Source organism: Aestuariimicrobium ganziense (assembly GCF_015352975.1).
Classification (GTDB): Bacteria; Actinomycetota; Actinomycetes; order Propionibacteriales; family Propionibacteriaceae; genus Aestuariimicrobium; species Aestuariimicrobium ganziense.
The window spans coordinates 89,923-113,613 of record NZ_JACYIZ010000007.1 but is presented as its reverse complement, the minus strand read 5'-3'; the positions used below and the strand labels follow the sequence as shown (position 1 = coordinate 113,613).

General features: G+C 68.2%; 20 protein-coding genes. 16 read left to right on the top strand and 4 right to left on the bottom strand.

Annotated features, from left to right (window positions below):
• Nucleotides 1-104: 104 nt before the first annotated feature.
• A complete protein-coding gene (locus IE660_RS13430; protein WP_203568889.1) occupies nucleotides 105-1,385 on the top strand; it encodes an O-antigen ligase family protein in 1,281 nt (426 codons plus the stop codon).
• On the opposite strand, the gene IE660_RS13425 is transcribed toward IE660_RS13430, so the two are convergent.
• The gene (locus IE660_RS13425) at nucleotides 1,346-2,590 is read right to left on the bottom strand and encodes a polysaccharide biosynthesis tyrosine autokinase (protein WP_203568888.1); all 1,245 of its coding nucleotides are present in this window, start codon (nucleotides 2,588-2,590) and stop codon (nucleotides 1,346-1,348) included. The two genes, IE660_RS13430 and IE660_RS13425, sit on opposite strands and share 40 nt — an antisense overlap.
• A 139-nt stretch (nucleotides 2,591-2,729) precedes the next feature.
• On the opposite strand from IE660_RS13425, the gene IE660_RS13420 reads away from it, so the two are divergent.
• The 10 genes from IE660_RS13420 (at nucleotide 2,730) to IE660_RS13375 (ending at nucleotide 14,918) form a co-directional block, all read left to right on the top strand.
• On the top strand, nucleotides 2,730-3,995 hold the full coding sequence (locus IE660_RS13420; RefSeq protein WP_203568887.1) for a glycosyltransferase: 1,266 nt from the start codon (nucleotides 2,730-2,732) through the stop codon (nucleotides 3,993-3,995).
• Nucleotides 3,992-5,329 (top strand): O-antigen ligase family protein, encoded by a 1,338-nt coding sequence (locus IE660_RS13415; RefSeq protein WP_203568886.1) that lies wholly within the window; start codon nucleotides 3,992-3,994, stop codon nucleotides 5,327-5,329. The genes IE660_RS13420 and IE660_RS13415 overlap by 4 nt, the downstream gene beginning before the upstream one ends.
• 67 nt (nucleotides 5,330-5,396) lie before the next feature.
• Entirely contained in the window at nucleotides 5,397-6,797 is a 1,401-nt protein-coding gene (locus IE660_RS13410; protein ID WP_203568885.1) for an O-antigen ligase family protein, read from the top strand.
• 70 nt (nucleotides 6,798-6,867) lie between these two features.
• Nucleotides 6,868-7,479 (top strand): acyltransferase, encoded by a 612-nt coding sequence (locus IE660_RS13405; RefSeq protein WP_203568884.1) that lies wholly within the window; start codon nucleotides 6,868-6,870, stop codon nucleotides 7,477-7,479.
• Nucleotides 7,480-7,521: 42 nt separating this feature from the next.
• Entirely contained in the window at nucleotides 7,522-8,616 is a 1,095-nt protein-coding gene (locus tag IE660_RS13400; protein WP_203568883.1) for a DegT/DnrJ/EryC1/StrS family aminotransferase, read from the top strand.
• On the top strand, nucleotides 8,616-9,605 hold the full coding sequence (locus IE660_RS13395; protein ID WP_203568882.1) for a Gfo/Idh/MocA family protein: 990 nt from the start codon (nucleotides 8,616-8,618) through the stop codon (nucleotides 9,603-9,605). The genes IE660_RS13400 and IE660_RS13395 overlap by 1 nt, the downstream gene beginning before the upstream one ends.
• Before the next feature lie 259 nt (nucleotides 9,606-9,864).
• Complete coding sequence (locus IE660_RS13390; RefSeq protein ID WP_203568881.1) at nucleotides 9,865-10,608, top strand: helix-turn-helix domain-containing protein; 744 nt, start codon at nucleotides 9,865-9,867, stop codon at nucleotides 10,606-10,608.
• A gap of 36 nt (nucleotides 10,609-10,644) precedes the next feature.
• Complete coding sequence (locus IE660_RS13385) at nucleotides 10,645-12,417, top strand: glycoside hydrolase family 2 protein (RefSeq protein WP_203568880.1); 1,773 nt, start codon at nucleotides 10,645-10,647, stop codon at nucleotides 12,415-12,417.
• 86 nt (nucleotides 12,418-12,503) lie between these two features.
• Nucleotides 12,504-13,811, top strand: a complete 1,308-nt coding sequence (locus IE660_RS13380; protein WP_203568879.1) for a nucleotide sugar dehydrogenase — start codon at nucleotides 12,504-12,506, stop codon at nucleotides 13,809-13,811.
• Nucleotides 13,812-13,814: 3 nt separating this feature from the next.
• Nucleotides 13,815-14,918 (top strand): glycosyltransferase, encoded by a 1,104-nt coding sequence (locus tag IE660_RS13375; protein ID WP_203568878.1) that lies wholly within the window; start codon nucleotides 13,815-13,817, stop codon nucleotides 14,916-14,918.
• Between the two features lie 24 nt (nucleotides 14,919-14,942).
• Here IE660_RS13375 and IE660_RS13370 read toward each other — a convergent pair whose 3' ends face one another.
• Nucleotides 14,943-16,085, bottom strand: a complete 1,143-nt coding sequence (locus IE660_RS13370) for a serine hydrolase domain-containing protein (protein ID WP_203568877.1) — start codon at nucleotides 16,083-16,085, stop codon at nucleotides 14,943-14,945.
• 140 nt (nucleotides 16,086-16,225) lie between these two features.
• Between IE660_RS13370 and IE660_RS13365 the strand changes: the two genes are divergently transcribed.
• Complete coding sequence (locus IE660_RS13365) at nucleotides 16,226-16,921, top strand: Crp/Fnr family transcriptional regulator (protein ID WP_203568876.1); 696 nt, start codon at nucleotides 16,226-16,228, stop codon at nucleotides 16,919-16,921.
• Nucleotides 16,922-17,020: 99 nt separating this feature from the next.
• On the top strand, nucleotides 17,021-17,608 hold the full coding sequence (locus IE660_RS13360; protein ID WP_203568875.1) for a hypothetical protein: 588 nt from the start codon (nucleotides 17,021-17,023) through the stop codon (nucleotides 17,606-17,608).
• On the opposite strand, the gene IE660_RS13355 is transcribed toward IE660_RS13360, so the two are convergent.
• Nucleotides 17,551-18,720 (bottom strand): aminotransferase class V-fold PLP-dependent enzyme, encoded by a 1,170-nt coding sequence (locus tag IE660_RS13355; RefSeq protein WP_203568874.1) that lies wholly within the window; start codon nucleotides 18,718-18,720, stop codon nucleotides 17,551-17,553. The two genes, IE660_RS13360 and IE660_RS13355, sit on opposite strands and share 58 nt — an antisense overlap.
• 143 nt (nucleotides 18,721-18,863) lie before the next feature.
• Here IE660_RS13355 and IE660_RS13350 point away from each other — a divergent pair, with 143 nt between their 5' ends.
• The 3 genes from IE660_RS13350 to IE660_RS13340 all read left to right on the top strand — a co-directional run bounded on the left by IE660_RS13350 (nucleotide 18,864) and on the right by IE660_RS13340 (nucleotide 22,011).
• Nucleotides 18,864-19,679: a sugar phosphate isomerase/epimerase family protein gene (locus IE660_RS13350; RefSeq protein WP_203568873.1), complete on the top strand. Its 816-nt coding sequence runs from the start codon at nucleotides 18,864-18,866 to the stop codon at nucleotides 19,677-19,679.
• A gap of 137 nt (nucleotides 19,680-19,816) precedes the next feature.
• Nucleotides 19,817-20,878: a non-hydrolyzing UDP-N-acetylglucosamine 2-epimerase gene (gene wecB / locus IE660_RS13345; RefSeq protein WP_203568872.1), complete on the top strand. Its 1,062-nt coding sequence runs from the start codon at nucleotides 19,817-19,819 to the stop codon at nucleotides 20,876-20,878.
• Nucleotides 20,878-22,011, top strand: coding sequence for a glycosyltransferase family 4 protein (locus tag IE660_RS13340; RefSeq protein ID WP_203568871.1), 1,134 nt, complete (start codon nucleotides 20,878-20,880; stop codon nucleotides 22,009-22,011). The genes wecB and IE660_RS13340 overlap by 1 nt, the downstream gene beginning before the upstream one ends.
• Before the next feature lie 269 nt (nucleotides 22,012-22,280).
• Here the strand turns inward: IE660_RS13340 and IE660_RS13335 are convergent, their stop codons facing one another.
• Nucleotides 22,281-23,639 (bottom strand): sugar transferase, encoded by a 1,359-nt coding sequence (locus tag IE660_RS13335; protein WP_203568913.1) that lies wholly within the window; start codon nucleotides 23,637-23,639, stop codon nucleotides 22,281-22,283.
• Between the last annotated feature and the right edge of the window lie 52 nt (nucleotides 23,640-23,691).

The following is a 23,691-nucleotide window of genomic DNA, read 5'->3' as shown; positions in this document are numbered from 1 at the left end:
CGGCGAGGTCTCGCCATCCACGTCGTCCTCGCTCACCGCCGTGCCTCGCTTCGTCTGGGCATCGCGAGTATAGCCTCGCGGGCAGTCTCGCTAGCCTGTGCAGCATGGAGGGTCGCCTCGACCGTGTCGGTCGCCTGTTGGGCTGGGGTCTGCTGCCACTGGTCGTCGTGATGGAGTTCTTCGACCTGCGTCGCGGACTGCATGGTCGTCCGGCGGTGGTGAGCGCCTACCTGATCGGCTTCGGGATCCTCACCCTCGCCCTGCTTGTCTGGTCGGTACGACGGTGGCGCGAGGTGGCCAGGCCGATGCGGTGGATGGCACTGCTGTTCGCGGTACTCGTGGCCATGTCGCTGGTGTCGGCGTTGACCATCGAACTGCCAGTTGTCCAGCGCGAACGCATCCAGATCACTCGCGAGGTCGTGGTGGTCCCCCTGCTCACCGCACTGCTCACCCTGACGGCTTCGATCTCGCTGGTGCTCGCTTCGCCGCGCGATCAGCGGCGTCGGGTGGTGTGGTGGGCGGGCTGGGTCGTCCTGGTCTGCTCATTGGTGAACTGGCCACGCGCCGTCATGGTCCACCGGTCGCTGCGGATCTCGACGGGCATGGGCGGATCGGCCATCTATCACGTCGTGTTGCTCACCACGGCGGCGATGTTTCTGGGCCATGCGTTGCAGGGCTGGCATCGCCGGTGGAGCGCCGCCGGAGCGGCGATCTGCCTGCTCGGCGTGGTCGCGGTTGGCTCGCGCGCAGGTCTGGCCTGTTTGGCCACCTTCGCGGCCCTCACGGGTCTGTGGGCGGTCCGGCGGGGTCTTGGGCGCAGCTTTGGACGGTGGGCACTCGGCGGGGTCGTGGCCCTCGTGGTCGCGCTGGTCACTGTACCGAGCCTGCGCCGCCTGCTCGTGCTGGGCGACTCAGGCCGAGCCACGAACCTGACCACTGCCTGGAGCGCGTGGACGGAGTCATGGCAGTCGGTGCTGTTCGGGGTCGGTTCGGGACGACTGTGGCCCTGGTACGCGCTGGACGTGCAGCTGGTGCGTGCCCCCGGTGGCAACCTGATCATCACCGACTGGGGCAAGGTTCTCACCAGTCCCCACTCGCTCTACCTCGCGGTTCTGGTCGAACTCGGCATCCTGGGAGCTGTGCTGCTCGTGGCGATGCTTGCCGCGATTCCCTGGTCGCTGCGCCAACAGTGGGGCACTCAGGACGATCCGGTCGCGACGATGGTTCTGATCGCGTTGGCGGCGTCGCTGCTGGCCTTCGTCTTCGACACCTATCTGCTGAAGAACTTCGGTGTCAGCTTCTGGTGGTGGGTGATGGCGCTGGGGGTCGTCGGCTCAGGAGGCGTTCAGCGCACACGGGGGTCGGTGAGTACCACGCCGACCTGATGGGCCTGCGCCGAGTCCAGCAGGGCCAGGGCCTCGTCCAACTGCGTTTGGCGTACCTTGCGAAGTCCCACCACGGTGACAGTGCCGCCCATCCTGCTTGCCAACAGCGCGCTGTCGCTGTGCGTGAGCAGGGCCGAGCCTGCCGCCAACACCGTGGTGAACCGCGAGCGAACCTGCTCGAGCAGGTCTTCCACACGCGAGGTGGCGAGCAACTCGGCGGGGTTGGGCGGAAGCTGGCCAGCAGCGATCACCTGGAGACCGTCTGAGTCGACGATCACCTCGTCAAGGCCAGCTTGGCCGGACAGGTAGTGCGACAGGCCGGGCCGATCGGACAGGCCGAGCGCCTGCGTGACCTCGCCCTCACGCAGGTCAGCATCGATCAGCAGCACCTGCCCGGGTGCCGAGGCGGCCATCGCGCGCGCCGTCCCGAGAGCCACGCCTGAGGCACCTTCACCATCGGTGGACGACGTGAACAGCAGGCTCGCCGGGTTGCCGGCGTCGAGGAAGGGCACTGCCCGGGCCAAGGTCAGGTAGTCGTCCTCGGAGCGCACGTGCGCCAGCACCGAGGCGTCAGTCGAGTCCCGCAGGTCAGTCACGTCGTGGACGACCGTGTCGATGAGTACCTTCAGCGCCAGCCAGGCCAGTGCCGCCAGCAGGCCGATCACGAACCCCTTCATGAGCGAGATGATGAGACTCGGCTGGGTACCGCCGGTCGTCAAGGTGTTCACCGACAGCTTGGAGACGACGATGCGTGGACGGCCGTCGACCTGTGCGGTGTAGCTGTCAACGACCTTCTTGAGTTCCTCTCCGGTCCGGGTGACCACCGAGGTGGCTCGACCCTCGTCGGCATCGGTGTAGCTGATGGTGGCGACAAGGTTCTGTCGAGGCGCGGTGACCTCCACCTGGGCCATCAGCGCATTCGCGTCGCCGTCGGGCACGGACTCGGCGACTGGTTCCATGATCAGCGGGGTGAGGATCATGGCGGCGTAGGTGCTGGCCAGGCTGGTCGCGTAGTTCGTCGCGACGTTGGGGTCGGGGATCTCGTCCTGCCCGGCGACCTCGAACAGCACCGTGTTGGTGGCGGTGTAGGTCGGTGTGGTCGTGAAGTACGCGCCAACTGCCGTGATCGCGCCCAGGATGGCGCCGATCAGCAGTGCCGGGAGCCAGTTGCGGCGGACCGAGCGGAGGAGGCGACTGATCTTCATGGACACACCTGTGTTAGGCCGAGGGAAACGGGAGCCGAGGGCTCGGTCGCTACAATAGCCCGACCCGACCGGTCCTCCGTGAGGGCATGCAGTGCCTGTGACGTGGCGGTGCACGTTGGGTCGATGGAAGGGTGTGGGCATGACTGCGCAGCGTGTCGTCTGGGTGACCACCGGCTTCCCGCATGGACAGGGCGAGCAGTTCATCGCTGCCGAGCTCGCCGCTTGGGATCGTTCGGACGCGCTGGTGACCTTCCTGCCGGGAACCCTCGACGGGCCGCGCCGCGAGATCCCCGAGCGGTTCGAGGTGGACGCCACCCTCGCTCGAGCATGGAGCTCCAGAACAACGTTGGCGCTCGCAGCTGTTCGGTCACTGGTGGACCCAGCCCTGGTGGCTGAGCTGCGTGACCTCGCAGTGCGTCGAGCTCTCACCCCCGCCACCGCCCTGGTGGCGCTGCGGGCTGTGGCCCAGGCCCGCGTGGTCGAGAACGCACTGCGCGCCGTGTCGGCGCGCCTCGGCGGGATCGACGTGGTCTACACCTACTGGCTCAAACCCCACACCTGCGGTGCGATCCGGGCCCGCGACCGCGGTCTGGTCGACAAGGTGGTGTCGCGAACCCACAACGCCGACCTGTACGAAGAGGCTCGTCCGCTTCACTACAACCCCATGGTGCGTACCGCCGGTCGAGGCATCGACGTGCTCTACGTGATCAGCGAACAGGGCTGTGACTACGTGAAGCAGCGGTACGGCATCGATGACTCGCGAGTCCGGCTGGCTCGACTCGGAGTGCGGATCCCTGAGGCCGCCGACCAGGCCCCGACGGGGGTGGCTGATGACCTCGAGCTGGTCTCGATCAGCACCTTGACCCCCATCAAGCGGGTGCACCTGATCATCGACGCCATTGCCGAGTTGTCGTCGTTGCTGCCGCACCGCCAGATTCGGTGGCGTCATTACGGCGCTGGCCCGCTGGCCGACGAACTCGCCGACCATGCACGTCAGCGGCTCACCCCACTCGGGGTGACCCACGAGTTCTGCGGACAGCTGCCCCACGACGCTCTGCTCGAGGCTCTGCTGCAGCCCACCGACGTCATGATCAACGCCAGCACCACCGAGGGCGTACCAGTGTCGATCATGGAGGCCGCTGTTCGGGGGGTGCCCTGCGTCGCCACAGACGTTGGCGCGACCCGTGAGGTGGTCGATCCCAGCTCGGGCTACCTCGTAGCGGCCGAGGTGGACGCGGTCGAGCTGGCTCGGGTGCTGGCGAGCCGGGCCGACGATGCGCGCACCCCCGAGCGGCGCGGCGCCGTTCGGGCCCTGGTCGTGGAACGGTTCGACGCGGAACGGAACTTCCGCGACTTCGTGGACGACGTGATCGGTGCCGACGGGTCCACTGGGCAGGGGCGATGATCGAGCGCGCCGCGAGGCTGCTGCTGTTCCTGTTGCCGGTGGCTGCCAGCGTGGGCCCCATGATCAGGATCGGCCCCCTCGCGTTGGCGCGAGTGGTGGTCGCAGGCCTGGTGGCCCTCGCCGTGCTGCTGGTGTGGCGTCGCGGCGAGCTCCCCAGGGTGGCAGTCTGGTTGCTGCTCTTCCTGGGGGCCTGGATGGCCTGGGGCATCTTCCGGGTGCACGGTGAGGAAGGGCAACGCGAGCTGCTCTCGGTTGCTGTCGGCCTGTTGACCTTGGTGGCGACGGTGTCTGTTGCCGGGCGTGACACGACGTCGCAGCGGTCGGATCCGATGAGCTGGTTGCGCACCAGCACCCGAGGCTGGCTGCTGGGGTGGTTCGCTGTCAGCCTTCCGGCGCTGTGGGAGATCAGCACGGGCCGTCACCTGTGGAACTACCGCGAGGACTCGGCCCCGTGGATCCGTCTGGTGGCCACTGATGCCGCCTCGTACATGGTCAACCCGAATCTCTTCGCCATGTTCCTGGCAGCAGCCATGGGCATGCTCATGGTCGGGTGGGTGGTGGACTCCCCGCGGGTGCGCTGGCTCTACGCCATGGCGGTGGTGGCGACGCCAGTGATCGCCTGGTTCACCGGTTCGCGACTGGTGATTCTGGTTCTACCGCTGTACCTGGCCGGGTTCCTCATCCAGTTCAGGTGGGCCAGGTGGCTCGCGGCCGCCGGTGCTGGGCTGGTCATGCTGGCCGTCGTGTACGTGATCCCGGGCGTCATGGCCCAGCCTTGGGGAGCACCCGAGCCCACGGGTGGATCGGTGGCGATGCGCGAAGCCCTGTACCGAAACGGCTGGTACATGATGTGGGACACCCTGGGCTTCGGGGTGGGCCCGGGCCAGTTCGAGAGCCAGGTACTCAGTGGGCAGGCCCCCTACGACACCTTGGGCGGCCCTCCCAACCCGCACTCGGGGCTGTTCGAGACCGGTAGCCAGTACGGCGTGGTGATTCTGGTGATGGGGCTGGCGCTGTTCGGTGCGGCGCTGGTGCTGTCGTGGCCGGCTCTCGAGCGCCGGTGGACCGATCCGACGTGGCGACGACTGCGCTGGCTGCTGCTCATGCTCACGCTCACCTGCCTGCCGCTGAGTTTTGCCAACTCGGCCTGGTTGGACAGCTCGGTGGCCTTCGTGCAGATGGGTGGGATGGCACTCATGGCGCATGTCCTGTTGGAAGCCCGGATCCAGCCGCTGCCCACGTGGAGTGGCCGAGGCACCGCCGCCACCCTGCCCACCAGTCGGCGGCTGCTGCGGGCGACCTTGGCTCGCACTGGGCGCGCGACGACGCAGTGACACCCTCGCGGGTGGGGCCCGGAGCTCACCACCCGGGGCTGATGCTGCGGTTGTATAGGCTCTCAGGGTGACACCCAGCCCGCGCACGAGTAGCTGGGCGGTCCGGGCCCACATCCTGATGGTGACAGTGGCGCTGGGCACGATGAACCTGCAGAACACGGCCTATCCGGTCGACGAGTCGGGCATCACCGGGTTCATTCCGCTCTGTCTGGGGCTCATGGTGTGGAGCGTCGCCGCTGCCTTCTTCATGCAGCGTTCGGTTCGCGACGTGCTGCGCGACGTGCCTCGACGGGCATGGGCCTGTGTCGGCGCGGCCACGGCCCTGTTCGGCTACGCGTTCCTGTCCACGCAGTTCCGCTCATCAGTGGTGTTGATCGGGCCAGCCGACGACCGCCAGATCGTCGAGGTGCCGCTTCGGCTCAGTCTGGTGCCGCTCACCTGCGGCCTCCTGGCGGTCTGGGCTGCCTTCGTCGCCGTCATCGTCGTGCCGCAACGCCATCGATTCAGTCTGCTGTGGTGGTTCTCGCTGGCGATGGTGCCCTGGTCGCTGTTGGGTTGGTGGCGCACGTACCTGCTGGGTGGTGGACCGAGGTTGTGGACGCAGGCAGGGGGCGCGGCAGTGTTCCCGGTGATGCTCGTGGTTGCCATGAGCATCGCCCTGGCGGGGGCCATCCGGCGCCACCACCCGCGGGTCTCACAGCTGTTGGTCGTGGTCCACATGATCATGCTGCTGCTGACTGGGTCTCGTGGGTCCCTGGTGATGATCGGCGTGTTCGTGGTGCTGCTGTGGATCAAGCTGCGCGCTCGCCACACGGGCTGGTCGGCACGACTGTCGACGATGTCACGGTGGGTCTTTGCCCTCGGAGGTGTCGCGGTGCTCGCAGCGGCGGTGTCGTCGCCCCTGCTCGGACGACTCGGGGTCAATCCGGGTGACCGGCTACCGACATGGCAGGGCGGCATCCATGCGCTTGATGACCATCCACTGCGCTGGGCGTTCGGGCTCGGGTGGGGGACGATCTGGCCGTGGTTCGCCTACGAGTCCGGTTGGCAGGTCGTGCCTTGGGCCTCAAGGATCGTCGGGCCCTGGGGACCGACGCTGTACCACGGGCACTCGCTCTACCTCGGGGTCCTGGTCGAACTCGGGCTGGTGGGGGTCCTGCTGCTCTCGCTGGTGCTCTACCCAGTGGTCGCGACGTGGATCGGGGGCGGACCGACGCCCATGGTGGTCCTCACCTCGGGCGTGGTGGCCTGCTTGGTGGGCTTCGCCTTCGACACCTACCTGTTCAAGAACTTCCCCGTTGCCTGGGTGTGGTGGCTGCTGGTGTTCGCCGTCCTGAGCACAGATCCACAGACCTGGGCGCGGCGGGCCGCTGGGGCACGCCGGTCGCCCATCCCCACGTCCGAGGCGCCGACTGAAGCGCACGACACTCAGAGCCCCCCGGCGATCAGGACGACGCCGAGGCGATAGGCTCGCCCACAGCGACGGCCACCCGTGTCGTCGACCGGGTTGATGTCGTCCACACCTTCTTGGAGGACCAGTGAGCACCGCACGCATCCAAGCCACCGCCGACCTTGATGACGGGGTCACCGTTGGTGACGGGTCCTCGGTCTGGCACCTGGCCCAGGTGCGCGGAGGCGCCGAACTCGGCAAGAACGTCATCGTCGGACGCGGTGCCTACATCGGCAGCGGCGTCCACGTCGGCGACAACTGCAAGATCCAGAACTACGCGCTGGTCTACGAACCCGCCCACCTCGAGGACGGCGTGTTCATCGGCCCGGCGGCAGTGCTCACCAACGACACCTTCCCGCGGGCGATCAACCCCGACGGCACCTCCAAGAGCGCCCACGACTGGGAGCCGGTCGGTGTCACCCTCAAGCATGGTTGCGCCATCGGTGCCCGCGCCGTCTGCGTCGCCCCGGTGACCGTCGGCCGGTGGGCCACCGTGGCCGCCGGTTCGGTGGTGACCCGCGACGTGCCCGACTACGCCCTGGTGGCCGGCGTGCCGGCCAAGCGGATCAAGTGGGTGGGACGCTCCGGCTTCCCGCTCGAGCCCGCCGGCGACAACCGCTGGATCGACCCGAAGACCGGCGACCAGTTCGTCCAGGACGGCGAGACGCTGACCCTGCTCGACGACACCACCACCCCCTGAATCCACGACCCAGACTCCGAATCCCTGACAGGAGAGCCCCGCATGACCGATCTGCCCTTCATCCCTCCGGCGAAGCCCCTCATCGGTGAGGAGGAGCGGGCCGCCGTCGACCGCGTGCTGCAGTCCGGCATGATCGCGCAGGGTCCCGAGGTGGCTGCGTTCGAGAAGGAGTTCAGCGAGCATTTCGGGTTGGGGCGAGCCTGCGTCGCGGTCAACTCCGGTACATCCGGCCTGCACATCGGCCTGCTCAGCTGCGGCATCGGCGCCGGGGACGAGGTCATCGTGCCGTCGTTCACCTTCGCCGCCACGGCCAACTCGGTCGCGCTGACCGGTGCGACTCCGGTCTTCGCCGACATCGAGCCCGACCACTTCTGCCTCGACCCCGAGTCGGTGCGCGCCTCGATCACCGAGAAGACCAAGGCGATCATGCCGGTGCACCTGTACGGTCACCCGGCCAACATGGTCGCCCTGCGCGAGATCGCCGATGAGCACGGCCTGATGCTGTTCGAGGACGCCGCGCAGGCCCACGGTGCCTCGCTCGGCGGCACCCCGGTGGGCGCCTTCGGTGAGTTCGCCATGTTCTCTCTCTACCCGACCAAGAACATGACCTCGGGTGAGGGTGGCATGGTCTCGGTCGCGAACGACGAGATCGAGCGCAACATTCGCCTCTACCGCAACCAGGGGATGCTGCAGCAGTACCACAACGAGGTCGTCGGCCTGAACAACCGGATGACCGACATCCACGCCGCCATCGGCCGGGTGCAGTTGACCAAGGTCGCCGCGTGGACCAAGACCCGTCAGGACAACGCCGCGTTCATGTCGGCCAACCTCGAGGGTGTCACGCCGCCCCCGGTCGCCGAGGGCGCGGTGCACGTCTACCACCAGTACACGGTGCGGGTGCCTGAGGACCGCGACGGTCTGGCCGCCGCGCTCAAGGAGCAGTACAACGTTGGGTCGGGCATGTTCTACCCGGTGCCCAACCACCGCCTCAAGCCCTTCCAGTCGCCGGTCGAGTTGCCCAACACCGAGAAGGCGGCGCTGGAGTGCCTGTCGCTGCCGGTGCACCCGAGCGTGTCGCAGGGTGATCTGGAGCGCATCGTCGAGGCGGTCAACGCCTTGGCCAAGGCAGGTGCCTGATGGCTGACCTGCGCGCCGGACTCATCGGCCTGGGCTCGATGGGCCGTAACCACGCCCGCAACCTGCGCGCCATCGACGGGGTCGACCTGGTCGCGGTCGCCGACGCCAAGGGTGACCCCTTCGGCGTCGCCGGCGGACTCGAGGTCAAGCCCAATGTCGAGGCGCTGATCGAGGAGGGCATCGACTACTGCGTGGTCGCCGCCCCGACGGTCTTCCACGAGGAGATCGGGCTCGCCCTGGCCGAAGCGGGGGTGCACGCTCTCATCGAGAAGCCCTTGGCCAAGACCACGGAGGCCGCCAAGAACTTGGCCCAGGCCTTCGAGGACAAGGGCGTCATCGGAGCCGTGGGCCACATCGAGCGCTACAACCCGGCACTGCAGAGCCTGCGCAAGCGGCTCGAGGCCGGCGACCTCGGTGACCTGTACCAGATCGCCACCCGTCGGCAGGGTCCCTTCCCGAACCGGATCGCCGACGTCGGTGTGATCAAGGACCTGGCCAGCCACGACGTCGACCTCACTGCTTGGGTCACCCAGCGCCGCTACGAGGTCGTCGGTGCGCGCTCGATGTTCAAGTCCGGACGTGAGTTCGAGGACATGGTCTCGGCCACCTGCACGCTCACCGGCGGCCTGATGAGCAACCACCTGGTCAACTGGCTCAGCCCGACCAAGGAGCGGCTCACCATCGTCACCGGCGAGAAGGGCATGTTCGTCGCCGACACCCTGACCGCCGACCTGACCTTCTTCGCCAACGGCACGGTGGCGACGGTCTGGGAGGACATCGCCCAGTTCCGTGGCGTCTCCGAGGGCGACATGACCCGCTTTGCGATCGCCAAGCCGGAGCCGCTGCGCACCGAGCACGAGCAGTTCCGTGACGCGGTGTTGGGCAAGGAGGCCGACATCGTCACCCTCGAGCAGGGCGCCAAGGTCGTCCAGGTGTGCGAGGCGATGATCGAGTCGGCCGCCACCAACCAGTTCGTCACCATCGACTGAGAGCGACACCGGTCTGGGGCTGCCCAGACGTAGGTACTTCTCGTTCCCTGGGGAGTGCTTCCACCACGGAAGCACTCCCCAGTGTCGTGACCACACCATTCCCACAGGGGCCAACAACATTCCCACAGGGGCCGGACCGAAATGTCAGGGTGCAACGCAAGGGTCTTCTCATCGGCTGCGATGCCGGATCCGAGTGGTTGGCCAACCTGTGCGGGAGCGGCATCGCTGGAGGTCAGGAGTGGCGATGGGGACCAGGACGATGAAGCACCAGAGGGGGCACCAGAGCGAGCGCCAGAGTGAGCACCACAGTGAGTACCACAGTGAGTACCACCGTGGGCTCGGCGCGGTCGGGCTGGACGTACCGGGCATCGTGCGCAGGGTCAGGCGACTGCTGCGCGTGAGTCAGCGCGAACTTGCTGACCGGCTCGGGGTGGCGCCCGGAACCGTGGGTCGGTGGGAGAGCGGAACCCGTGAGCCCGCACTGTCGATGTTCACCCGGTTGCTGGAACTGGCCGGGCTGCGACCCACGATCATCGCTGCGGACGACGTGGCGGTCGAGCCGATGGGTGGCCCGGAGACGGTGCGTGACCGAGTCGGTCGGTGGTTCCCGGCGCACCTCGACGTGGTGGCAGCCTCGGCGTGGGCGATTGCCCTCGGGCGAGGAGGTTCCGAGGACCAGCCGGTGGCGAGGTCGGTGGGCCGCAGGCGTCGTGACGTGCTGTCGCTGGCACAGCTGTGTGACCTGATCGGCGGTGGGCAGCCGCCGCTGGCGGCCCAGCACCCGACAGAGCAGGAACTCAGGGCCCAGTTGGCCGAGAAGCGAGAGCGGTTCCGGGAGCGAGTCAGGGCACACGCGCGGCGACTGACCGCACGGCACCGACCGGAGGTCGAGCCTGAGGAGGGGGCAGGGCCGTGGCCGTGGCACGACACCGACGAGCCCCAGGAATGGGACGAACTCGACGAGGTCGACCAACTCCACGAGCGAGACGAGCACGGCGACTAGGCTCGTGGCGAGGTCAAACCCATCGGAAGGCATCCCGTGAGCACCCTCGAGATCACCCACCCCCGCCCCCGACTGCGCCGAGACCGCTGGACAAGCCTTGACGGCACCTGGCGCTTCGCCACCGACCCGGACGACCGTGGCCTGCGCGACGGCTGGCACCGCGGCGACTGGAACCACGACGCGGTCGACATCACCGTGCCGTTCGCCCCACAGGTCGAGGCGTCCGGTGTCACCGACTTCGACGGCAGCGCCGTGGTCTGGTACTCCCGCACGATCACCCGTCCTGACGACGCCGGCGCCGACGACCTGGTCTGGCTGCACTTCGGGGCGGTCGACCATTCCTGCGACGTCTGGATCGACGGTGACCACGTCGCCCACCACGTCGGCGGGTCCACCCCGTTCCGCGCTGAGGTCTCCCGCCTGCTCACCGAGGGCGAGCACGAACTGGTCGTCCGAGTGCTCGACGACCCACGCCACCTCGACCACCTGGTCGGCAAGCAGCACTGGCTGGGCGGTGATCGCTCGATCTGGTACGTGCCGACCACCGGCATCTGGCAGCCGGTCTGGCTCGAGCCGGTCGCGGTCGACCACCTCACCGACCTGGTCGTCACCCCCGACGTCACCACCGGCACGCTCGACCTCGAGGTCGTCGTCGCCGGCGGCCCTGGGTCGGTGGTCGAGGTGACCGCCAGCTTCGACGGCACCGAGCTGGTCTGGTCGGCCGGCCGGGTCGACCTCGACGGACGAGCCCGACTCGCCCTGCGCCTGGCCCGCCAGCACGCAGAACTGCGCGGCGACGACATGATCGACGCCGGCGGGGTGAAGCTGTGGACCCCCGAGCATCCGAACCTCTACCAACTCGAGGTGGTCGTCAAGCGCGACGGCGAGGTCACCGACACCGTCTCGTCGCATGCCGGCATGCGCTCGATCGAGGTGATCGACGGCAAGCTCTGCCTCAACAAGCGGCCCTACGAACAGCGGCTCGTGCTCGACCAGGGCTACTGGGCGCGCACCGGTCTCACCGCACCCGACGCGGCAGCGCTCGTCCGCGACGTCGAACTGGCCAAGGAACTGGGCTTCAACGGTGCCCGCAAGCACCAGAAGATCGAGGACCCGCGCTGGCTGTACGCCGCCGACGTGCTCGGCTTCCTGGTCTGGGACGAACTGCCCGCCGGCTACGCCTTCACCCCCGAACTGGTGGGGGAGTTGACCCGCGACCTGCAGCGGCTGATCGCGCGTGACCGCAGCCATCCCTGCGTGGTGGCGTGGGTGCCGATGAACGAGTCGTGGGGCACCAACGACCTCACCGATCCCCGCCAGCAGTCGCTGCAGCGCACCCTGTACGACTTGGCCCACGCCCTCGACGGCACTCGTCCGGTGATCGGCAACGACGGCTGGGAGCTGGTCGCCAGCGACATCGTCACGATCCACGACTACCGCAACCCGCAGCCCATCGCCGAGGGCTACACCGACCTCGACAAGGCGAACAGCCAGTACCCCGCCCGCCGGCGGTTCGTGATCGGACCAGACGTGCACGCCGACGCTCCGTGGCTGCTCACCGAGTTCGGAGGCATCTCGCTGGTCGAGGACGAGGGCTGGGGCTACCACTCGGTCAACACCCCCGAGCAGTTGCTGGAGCGCGTCGTCGAACTGATCGAGGCGATCCGCTCGTCCGGGCGGTGGCAGGGCTACTGCTACACCCAGCTGACCGACGTCGGTACCGAGCTCAACGGTCTGCTCACCCTCGAGCGGGAGCACAAGCTCGATGCGCCCACGCTCAAGGCGATGCAGACCGACACCGGATTCTGATCGCTGCGCCGGGCCGGGGGAGGCGAGCCTCGACCGCTCGCTGCCGATAGGATTCGACTGGTACCAGCCCAGGGAAGAGGAATCGGATGAAGATCTCGGTCGTCGCGCTCGGCAAGATCGGTCTGCCGCTCGCCGTGCAGTTCGCCAGCATGGGGCACGAGGTGGTCGGCATCGACGTGCAGCAGCGCGTCGTCGACCTCGTCAATGAGGGCAAGGAGCCCTTCCCCGGCGAGGCCTTCCTGGGCGAGAAGCTGGCTGAACTCGTCCCGGCCGGCAAGCTGCGCGCCACCACCGACTACGCCGATGCCATCCCCGGCTCGGACGCCATCGTCATCGTCGTCCCCCTGTTCGTCAATGACGAGACCTGGCAGCCCGACTTCGGCTGGATGGAGTCGGCCACCCGCTCGTTCGCCGAGCAGTTGCAGCCCGGCGCCGGCACGCTGATCAGCTACGAGACCACGCTGCCGGTCGGCACCACCCGCAACCGCTGGAAGCCGCTGATCGAAGAGGTCTCGGGCCTGAAGGAGGGCACCGACTTCCACCTGGTGTTCTCGCCCGAGCGGGTGCTCACCGGCCGGGTCTTCGAAGACCTGCGCAAGTACCCCAAGCTGGTCGGTGGCCTCAGCCCCGAGGGCACGCTCAAGGCCGTCGACTTCTACGAGCAGGTGCTCGAGTTCGACGATCGTCCCGACCTCGCCCCGAAGACCAACGGCGTCTGGGACATGGGCTCGGCCGAGGCCGCCGAGATGGCCAAGCTCGCCGAGACGACCTACCGCGACGTCAACATCGGCCTGGCCAACCAGTTCGGCAAGTTCGCCGCCAAGCACGGCATCGACGTGTTCAAGGTGATCGACGCCTCGAACTCGCAGCCGTTCAGCCACATCCACCGTCCCGGCATTGCCGTCGGCGGCCACTGCATTCCGGTCTACCCACGGCTCTACCTCTACACCGACCCCGACGCCACCATCGTCCGCACCGCCCGCGAGGCGAACATGACGATGCCCGAGTACTGCGTGGCCAAGGCCGAGGAGGCCTTGGGCGGACTCGAGGGCAGGACCGTGTTGATCCTCGGCGCGTCCTACCGCGGCAAGGTCAAGGAGACCGCCTTCTCGGGCGTCTTCCCCACCTACGCCGCGCTCAAGGCCCGTGGTGCCACCGCCCTGGTCGACGACCCGATGTACAGCGCGGACGAACTGCGCGCCCACGACCTCGAGCCCTACGAGACGGGCACCCCGGTCGACGCGGTGATCGTCCAGGCCGACCACCCCGAGTACGCCGAGGCCTCGGCCTCGCAGTACCCGGGCGTCAAGGTGCTGGTCGACGGACGCAACTCGACCAAGGCCGCCAACTGGCCCGGCGTCACCCGCTTCGTCGTGGGCAACGGCGAGGCCTGAGGAATGGCCCTCGTCGCCCATCTGACCACCGCACACCAGCCACGCGACAACCGGATCTTCAACAAGGAGGCGTCCGCGCTGGCCGCCTCGGGGTTCGACGTCGTCCTGATCGCTCGGGGGGTGGGCAGTGACCCCGTGAACGGGGTGCAGATGGTCGAGCTGCCTGTGACGCGTGGGCGTCTGCAGCGCGTCGTGCGTGGCCAGCTCAACGCATGGCGAGCACTGGGACGCGTGCGTCCCGGACTGGTGCACACACACGACCCGGAGTTGATCCCACTGGCCTGGCTGTGGGCCCGCACCCATCGTGCCGCCTTCATCTACGACGCCCACGAAGACCTGGTCGGCCAGATCGACGACAAGTCCTACCTGCCCGGTCCGCTGAAGGGCATGGCCAGGCTCGTGGCCCGGCTGTTGCTGAAGCTCGCCGACAAGGGGGCGGACGCCATCGTCACCGCGACCCCGGTGATCGCGGCCACGTTCACCCATCCCCGCACCGTCGTGGTGCGCAACTTCCCGTGGTTGCGGGACTTTCCGGTGGTCGAGCGCCACGAGGTCGAAGGTCGCGTCGTCTACATCGGGGGGCTCACCCAAGGTCGTCAGTCAGACGTGATGATGGCCGCCGTTGAGGCGGTTCCAAGGGCCAGCCTGGAGATGGCTGGACCCCCGGATGCCTTCACGCAACGTCTGATCGACGCGCTCCCGCAGGACTCGTCGATCACCCACGTGGGCGTGGTGAGTCCGCAGGAGATCCCGGGCAAACTGGCAACGGCTGCTGTGGGTCTGGTCTTCCTGATGCCGCTGCCCAACTATCTGGAGTCACTGCCGACCAAGCTGTTCGAGTACATGGCTGCCGGCATCCCCTTCATCGCCTCCGACTTCCCCTACTGGCGGCAGATGCTTGACCAGTTCGACGCCGGAGTCTTCGTGGACACCACCACCCCGGAGGCTCCGTCCGCGGCCCTGAACGCCCTGTTGTCCGACCAGGAGCGCCGCCATCAGATGGGCATACGAGGTCGACGTGCGATCGAGCAGGTGTTCAACTTCGAGGCCGACGTGCCGGTGCTGGTCAAGGTCACCCGCGATGCCCTCGATCGCCGCAGTCGATGAGCACGGCACCCTGAGACCGTCGCGCTACGTGGTGGGCAACGGCGAGGCTTGACCTGCGGACTGGGAGTCGCCATGCACGGCGTCCCAGAAGGGCTCGAACGCCGGGTGGCTGGACGCATCGTCCATGGCCCGCGCGGTGAGGACGACGCCGGTGATCCCGGTGCCCGGGTCGCTCGCGGCCTGACCGCCGGTGCCACCCGACCAGCCGAATCGTCCAGCGCGCCAGCGTCCGGGACGATCCCCCGTCGCGACGGCCACTTGGAAGCCCCAGCCGTCGCCGTCGTCGAGGAAGTATCCCGCCGAGGCGACCTGGTCAGCCGTGAGTTGGTTGCTGCGCAGTTCGCGCAGTAGCGAAGGATCACCGAGCCGCGCATCGTCGCGTCCCAGTGCGGCCCAGAAGGTGAGCTGGTCGCGGGCGGTGCTGACCAGGCCACTGGACAGGCTCGGGAACGCCGGCGGACTCGCACCGCGCAGCGGCTCGTCGGGCTCCAGGCGACCCTCGTCCACGTGATGGCTGACCGCCAGTCGCGCCGCGGGTGCCCAGAACCCCCAGCTGGTCAGGCCCAGCGGGTCCGCCACGCGCTGCTGCACGAGGTCGCCGATGCCGTTGCCGGTGAGCCGGGTGAGCAGCACGGTCAGCAGGTCGGTGCTGTGGTGGTAGCACCAGCCCTCGCCGGGCTGGTGGTTGAGCGGCAGGGTCGCCAGCCGCTCGACGAACCGATCCGCGTCGAGCGAGGCGTCGACGTCGGGAGGCATCAGGCCCTGCTCAGCCATCGCCTGCATCACCGACGAACCGCCTGATGGCAGCCCCACACCTGAGGTCATCGTCAGCAGGTGGCGCACCGTGATCGGACGAGTGGCAGCCACCACGTCGTCGAGCGCCGATCCCCTCTCGCGCAACACCATCGGCTCGGCGAACTCAGGCAGCCAGCGGCTGATCGGGTCATCCAACCCCAGCTCACCGCTGTCGACCAACTGCAGTGCCAGGACCGCCGCCACCGCCTTCGACAGCGACGCCACTGGGAAGATCGTCCGCTCATCAGCGGCACCTCCGGCGGCTGTCGCCACCTGAGCGTCGATCTCGACGGCAGCCGACCATGCCGGAATGGTCCCCTCGTCGACCAGACGATCCAGGGCAGTGCGAATGCGTGTGATCACCTCGTCCATGGCAGTCATCATGCACGCGCAACCGGTCAGCCCACCGCTGGGCCGACCGGCTGCGCGCGACGACGTCGGCGACCGAAGTACTGGCCCAGTGGAGGGATGGATGGCACCTCTGCCGCAGCCGTCGGTGCGACACTGGAGGTGTGACTCCGTCACCTCGCAGCAACCCCGCTCGGCGCGATGAACAGGCTGGGCACGTCACCTCCTTCCGCGCACTGATGGAGTTGCTCGCCGGTGCCCCGCTGCCGGACTGGCCCCACTTGGAGGCCACGCGGCGGTGGCGGGTGCTCGAGCCGGGTGAGACCGTCTACGGTGACGGCGGCACTGACACCCACCTCTACCTGGTGCGCAGCGGGATGGTGCTCGGCCAGGCGAGCCTCGACGGCGGAGAGTTCGTCACGATCGACCTGTTCGCCGAGGGAGACCTGCTGGCCCACCTCGAGCCTGAGTTCGACTCGTTCTGGTTCCACCGGCTGGTCGAGTTCGGGTTCCTCGGACGACTCGACCAGGCCCGGCTGTTGACCCAGGGGCGGGTGGCCACCCGGGCGGTCGCCATCGAGGTCACCGACTTGATCGGCTACGACCTGCGGGTGATGCACCGGCTGGCGGACCACCACGTGGTCTGGAGCCGGGCGCTGCTGGCCGCGCAGTACCTCAACGCGTTGACCTTCACCGTCGAACTGCTTCGGCACCGGCTGCAGACCCCGGCCGAACGGCACGCCGACCTGCTCGCAGAACGGCCTGACCTGGCCCGGCGCCTGCTGCACAAGGACCTTGCCGGCTATCTCGGGATCAGCGAGTCGGGTTACAGCCGTATGCTGCGCGCCCCTCAGGAATAAGCTGCCTCAACTCGTGAGGCCGAGAAGTTGCCCGGCGCAACTGCTCGAGCCCTGCCCCGTCCCCCGAGCCCTAGCGTCGAGCGTGGGGAGGGAGCGGTCATGGCGACCAGGCTGGTACGACGTCTCGCGTTCGCGGTGATGGTGGTGGTGGCGCTCGGTGGAGGGTTCTTCGCCGGGGGCAACGCCTTCAGTGACTGGCCGGCAGGCGTGGCCCTGGCGGCAACTGCCGGATGGGCGGTCCCGGTGGTGGCTCTGTCCCTGTTCGCCCGGCGAGACCCCAACCGGGCGTTGTGGGTGCTGGTGGCGCTGGGGGTGCTGCTGGTGGTGGTGTCCGTGGCCGACGGACTCGCCAGGTTCATCCCCAGCGACCAGTGGGGGCCAGTGCTGCCGATCGCCCACCTGGTGCTCGGGGTGGCGGTGGCGACCTTGGGGCTGCGACGACCAATGCCGGCGGGGGCCCTGCTCATGCTGCTCGGTCTGATCCGCGTCATCCCGTGGCTGTTCACCAGGGGAGGCCGACCGGTCGCGGCGGCACTGCGCACCCCCAGTGGGTTGGTGGCGATGCTGCTGATGCTCACCGGCGCGCTGTTCATGCTCGCCGCGGCCCTCGACCACGGCCACAGTGGCGCTCAACGGGCGAATGCCCTGCCCAGCGAAGGGACCGCGACGTCCGCGAATCGCTCGTAGTCGCCCAGGGTGTTGTGCGCGGCCGCGCTGAGCCGGACGTACCCCTGACCACCCAGGCCGGTACCAGCGGCCTCGAAGCCGCAGTCATCCATCAGGGCGCGGTAGCTGGTCAGGGCCGCGAAGTCGCCGGCCAGTCCGGGCACCCTGACCAACGACAGTGCTGGTGCCGCCATCGGACGAACCACCGCACAGTCCTGGTTGAAGACCTGCGACATGGCCTCGGTCACCAGCCGGGTGCCCTCGCCGAGCAGGGCGGCCTGGTAACGGCGAACCAGATCCCAGCCGATGGACTGCTCGAGGTGGGCCAGCACCCAGGGCGCGGCCAACCAGGCGGTGAGGTCGCTCGTCCCCTGCATGTCGAAACGGTGCGGGAAAGGCTCGGCAGCCGCCCAGGAGTCGATCACCGGGTCGAGGTCAGGGGCCTGCTCGCCGACCACCAGTGCCGCGCACGCCCGAGGCGCGCAGCCCCACTTGTGCAGGTTGCCGAACCAGATGTCTGCGTCGGCGACCACAGGATCGGCCAGCATGCCCGGGGCATGGGCGCCGTCGACCACACTGATCACGCCGTGCTCCCGCGCCAGGACGCACAACCGCTCCACCGGCAGCCGCAGTCCGGTCGGCGAGGTGACCTGGTCGACCACCAGCACCCTCGTCCGATTGGTGAGTGCGGCGCGGACTCGCTCGACCACCTCGTCGGCGGTGGCCGACAGCCCGAACTCGGCCGTCACGAGCCGGGCACCCTGCCGTCGGGCGGCGCGCTCGGCAGCCATGGTGACCGCACCGTAGCCGTGGTTGGTGACCAGCACCTCGTCCTCCGGCTCGAGCCGCACACCGCGGAAGGTGATGGTGGCCGCAGCAGAGGCGTTGCTGACCAGCACGGTGCGCTCCGGATCGCTGCCCAGCCAGCCCGCCACCTCGGTGCTGGCCCGCCGCACCCGCGACGGTAGGTCGCGGAACCAGGCCATCGGTCGGGCATCCACCTCCCTGCGCAGGTCGGCCAGGTGGTCGAGACCGGCCAACGGGGTCGAGCCGAACGAGCCGTGGTTGAGGTGGGTGACCGCCGGGTCGAGGGGCCACAGTCCGGTCTGGTCGGGGATCGTGGGCAGGTGCACGCAGCAACTGTGGCACCGCCGGTGAGCGAGCGTGCGGGCGTCCGCGCCGGCGAACGGAATCGCCGGGACCCCTAGCGAACTTAACGACCGTTGAGTTAGACTTGGGGGAACCCAGTTGCACCAGCTCTCCCGAGGAGTCACCGATGACCCAACCCGCCCTGTCGCTGCAGCTCTACACCCTCAAGGACGCCTACGCCGAGGACGCCGACGCCACCCTCGCCAAGGTCGCCGAGATGGGCCTGACCAATGTCGAGGCCTTCGCCTTCGTCAACAACGGCGACCAGCTCGCCGAACTGTTCGCCAAGCATGGCCTGGTCGCCCGGACCGGCCACGCCCCGCTCGCCTCGGACGAACTCAAGTTCGGTGACCGGGTGATGCCCGTGCCGTCGCTGGACGAGGTCTTCAGCTCCGCCAAGAAGATCGGCCTGGAGTACGTGATCGATCCGTTCGTGCCGGTTGACCGCTGGCTCGACAAGGAAGCCGTCGACGCCACCGCCAAGAAGCTCAACGAGGTCGCCAAGGTCGCCGCCGAGCACGGGCTCAAGGTCGGCTACCACAACCACTCCCAGGAATTCGTCGCCGACATCGACGGCGTCTCGGCCTTCGAGTACTTCGCCAACCAGCTGGACGACGAGGTCCTGCTCGAGGTCGACCTGTTCTGGGCCGCCATCGGCACCGACGACGTCGTCGGCCTGATCAAGCGCCTCGGCAGCCGGGTCAAGGCACTGCACGTCAAGGACGGGAAGATCACTGCCAACCCGTTCGCTCCCGGTGCGGAGTGGAACCCGGGCGCGGTCGTCCAGTACTCGGCCGGCCAGGGCGAGATCCCGCTGCTGGAGTGCCTTGAGGCCTGCCCGAGTGCCGAGTACGCCGTGATCGAGTTCGACAACTACGACGGCGACATGTTCGAGGGCGTCAAGGGAAGCGTCGACTTCTTCAACGCCCACGGCATCAAGTGACAGTTCTCACCTGCTGACACCCCACCGCCCGCGCAGTGACCCCAGGTCGCTGCGCGGGCGGTCCGCGTGCGGTCACCGCTAGACTGACCGGCGCCGGGCACCGTCGGGCCCGTGCGCACCGGTCAGGAGGACCACTCTTGCGCGTCGTCAGCATCGTGGGTGCCAGGCCCCAGTTCGTGAAGCTCGCTCCGGTCGCCAAGGCCTTCGCCGAGGCCGGGATCGACCACGGGATCGTCCACACCGGGCAGCACTACGACGTGAACATGTCCGACGCGTTCTTCACCGACCTGGGCATCCCCGACCCCGACATCCACCTCGGCGTCGGCTCGGGCAGCCACGGTGTGCAGACCGGGCAGATGCTCGAGCAGCTCGACCCGGTCTTCGCCGAGCTGTCCCCGGACTGGGTGCTGGTCTACGGTGACACCAACTCGACCATTGCCGGGGCGCTGTCGGCGGTGAAGATGCACATTCCGCTGGCCCACCTCGAGGCCGGGTTGCGCTCGTTCAACCGCCGCATGCCCGAGGAGCACAACCGGGTGCTCACCGACCACGCCGCCGACCTGTGCCTGGCCCCGACCGAGGTCGCCGCCGCCCACCTGGCCCGCGAGGGACTGGCCGACAAGACCGTCGTCGTCGGCGACGTCATGGTCGACGTCTGCTACCAGGTGCGTGACGCGGTCGCCGATCGTCCGCTGGTGATCGAAGGGTTGGACGAGTCCCAGCCCTTCGTGCTGGCCACCATCCACCGTGCCGACAACACCGATGACCCCCAGCGGTTGGGAGCGATCCTGGACGCCCTGGCCGAGATCGAGGTGCCGGTGGTGCTGGCAGCCCATCCCAGGCTGAAGGCCAAGGCCGCCGACGCCGGTCTGCACCTGTACCGCGACGGGCTGGTGATCGTCGACCCGCTGGCCTACCCCGACATGGTGGCCGCCGTCGTGGCCGCCGCCGGCGTGGTCACCGACTCCGGTGGCCTGCAGAAGGAGGCCTTCCTGCTCGGCACCCCGTGCACGACCTTGCGCACCGAGACCGAGTGGACCGAGACCATCGACGCCGGCTGGAACATCCTCGACCCCGACCTCAGCCGCGTGCGCGAGGTGGCGGTCCGTCCTGCCCCTGAGGCCGACCGTGGCACCCCCTACGGCGACGGCCACGCCGCCGAACAGGTGGCCGCGGTCCTGCTGGGACGCCGCAGCTGATGCCCGGCAGGGTCGTCCAGCCCGGCAGGGTCGTGCACCTCAGCACGGTGCACCACTGCAGGGACAACCGGATCCACAACAAGGAGTGTCAGGCGCTGGCCAAGGCCGGTTTCGACATCACCCTGGTCGTCCACGCCGAGCACGACGAGCCCGACGCCTGCCCGCCTCTGGTTGCCCTGCCGAAGTCGAAGGGACGCCTGGGGCGACTGCTCGGCGGGCAGCGTGCTGCTTGGCGGGTGCTGGAGCGGCTTCGTCCCGCTCTGCTGCACGTCCACGACCCCGAACTGGTGCCCCTGGCCTGGCTGTGGCGGCGGCTGCATGGTGCGAAGCTCATCTTCGACGCCCACGAAGACCTGGTCGCCCAGATCGAGACCAAGTCGTACCTGCCCGCCCCGGTCCGTCCGGTGGCCAAGCTGGTGGCCAAGGTGCTGGTGCGCTGGGCTGACCAGGGCTTTGACGGCATCGTCGCCGCCACCAACGACGTCGCCGCAGGCTTTCGGAACCCGCGCACCGTCGTGGTGCACAACTACCCCTGGCTGAGCGACTTCCCGCTGCTCGAGCCGGCGCCGGGTCCCGGTCGGGTGGTCTACGCCGGCGACCTCACCGAGGAGCGCAAGCTCACCTTCATGATCGACGTGGTCGAGCGGGTCCGCGTCCAGCGCGATGATGCCCACCTGGTGCTGGCCGGACGACCGCTCGGCGGTGCGCAGGCGGCACTCGACCGTGCCTGTTCGTCGTGCGCGGTCGAGCACGTCGGCCTGTTGCCGCCGCCGGAGGTACCGGCGCTGGTGGCCTCGGCCTCGGTGGGTCTGATCTTCCTCGAGCCGCTGCCCAACTACGTGCGCTCGTTGCCGACCAAGCTGTTCGAGTACATGGCCGCCGGCGTACCGTTCCTGGCCAGCGACTTCGCCTTCTGGCGCCAGGAGTTCGAGCACTGGGACGCCGGCCGGTTCGCCGACTCCTCCGACGTCGAGGCCTGCGCACAGGTGCTGCTCGAGATGTTGGACGATGCCGATGCCCGCGCCCGAATGGGCGCCAACGGCCGTCGCGCCATCGAGCAGGGGGTCAACTTCGAGGCCGAGGCACCGAAGCTGGTCGCCCTGACCCGGGAGTTGCTCGGCACCGCTGGTTGAGAGCCAGGGCTGTCCCGTTCCCACTGGTGGGCGAGCGAGCGTCTCGAGCCAGGTCCGGGCGACTGCGCCGAATCACGGTTTCGGCGATTGCCGCGACAGCCCGGCAGTTCCGGAAACTGAACCAGAACGGCTTGTGAGGAATCGCTGGGTGCACCCAGCGATTTCCACCACGCGGATCAAGGTTGGGGAGGCCCGTGGTCTTTTCGCGCCGTGATCTCGACCCCGCCCGCTCGTCCCTCGCGAGCCACCCGACCAACCAGCCTTGTGGCTCAGCGAAGCACGGTGACGTCAGCCGGCAGGGGACGCAACATACCCTCGGCCTCGGCATCGTCCAGACCCTGCGACGACACCTTGTCGAACAGGATCTTGACCGTCTGCAGCATGATCTTCACGTCGAGCACGGGGGTGTAGCGCTTGATGTAGAGCAGGTCGAAGTTGAGCTTGCTCTCGAAGTCCGAGGCATACTTGCCGTAGACCTGCGCATACCCGGTCACCCCGGCCCGCACGTTGTGGCGCAGCGGGTAGTGGGGGTTGATCTCGGTGAACTGCTGCACGAAGAACGGACGCTCCGGGCGCGGCCCGACCAGCGACATGTCGCCGCGCAGCACGTTGATCAACTGGGGCAGTTCGTCGATCCGCATCGAGCGCAGGTACTTGCCGACCGTGGTGACTCGGGCGTCGTTGCTGGTGGCCAGCACCGGCCCACTGGCCTTCTCGGCGTTGGCCGCCATCGAGCGGAACTTCAGCACCTCGAACTCGCGGTTGTCCTTGGTGACGCGCACCTGCTTGTAGAGCACCGGCCCGGGCGAGGTGAACTTCACCAGCAGGGCGGCGACCAGCATCACCGGCGAGGCGATCACGAGCAGTACCAGTGCGGCCAGGAAGTCGATCACGCGCTTCAGCAGCTCGTACTCGCCAGGAATCCGGAACGGCGAGACCAGCACGATCGACTCGTCCTCGATGCTCATGATGTTGGGGTTGATCATCAGCAGCCGCTGGAAGTCGGCGGTCAGGAAGATCTGCTTGTTCTCCTCCAGCAGCAGGTCGTAGACCCCGCGACGGGTGGAGGCGTCGATCTGGTCGGAGACGTGAACCGAGTCGAACTCGGCCAGGTGGGCCCTGAGGTGGGCGATGTGGTCACCCTCGATGACGTGGGTGAGCCGGTGGCGCGGTGAGCGGTTCGACAGGAAGTTCTGCACCGCCTTCGACTCGTGGTCGGGGACGGTCAACACCGCCACCCTGACGTTGCCGCGGCGCTTGCGGTAGACCCAGTAGACAAGCAGCCGGAACGCGCCGATGATGACCGTCCCGAGCACCAGGTTGATCAGGATCACGCCTCGTGGGAAGGCGAAGAACGACCCGGCGAAGGTCGAGGCGGCGATGATGCCCGCCACCAGGATCTGGTCGATCAGCGTGATGATGATGACGTCGAGCGGTGTCTTGTTGTAGAGCACGTAGATGCCCGAGAACGCACTGACGATCAGGAACCCGGCCAAGGCGTAGATGAACGTCGCGGTGATGTCGTCGACGTTGCGCTGCTGGATCGGGATGCCCGAGATCACCACGAACCTGACCCACACCGCCAACCACAGCACCAGCGAGAAGAGCACCAGGTCGGCCACGACCATGAGCAGCTTCTCCGTCTTGGCGAAGTTCTCGGTGCGGGCCACAGGGAAGTCC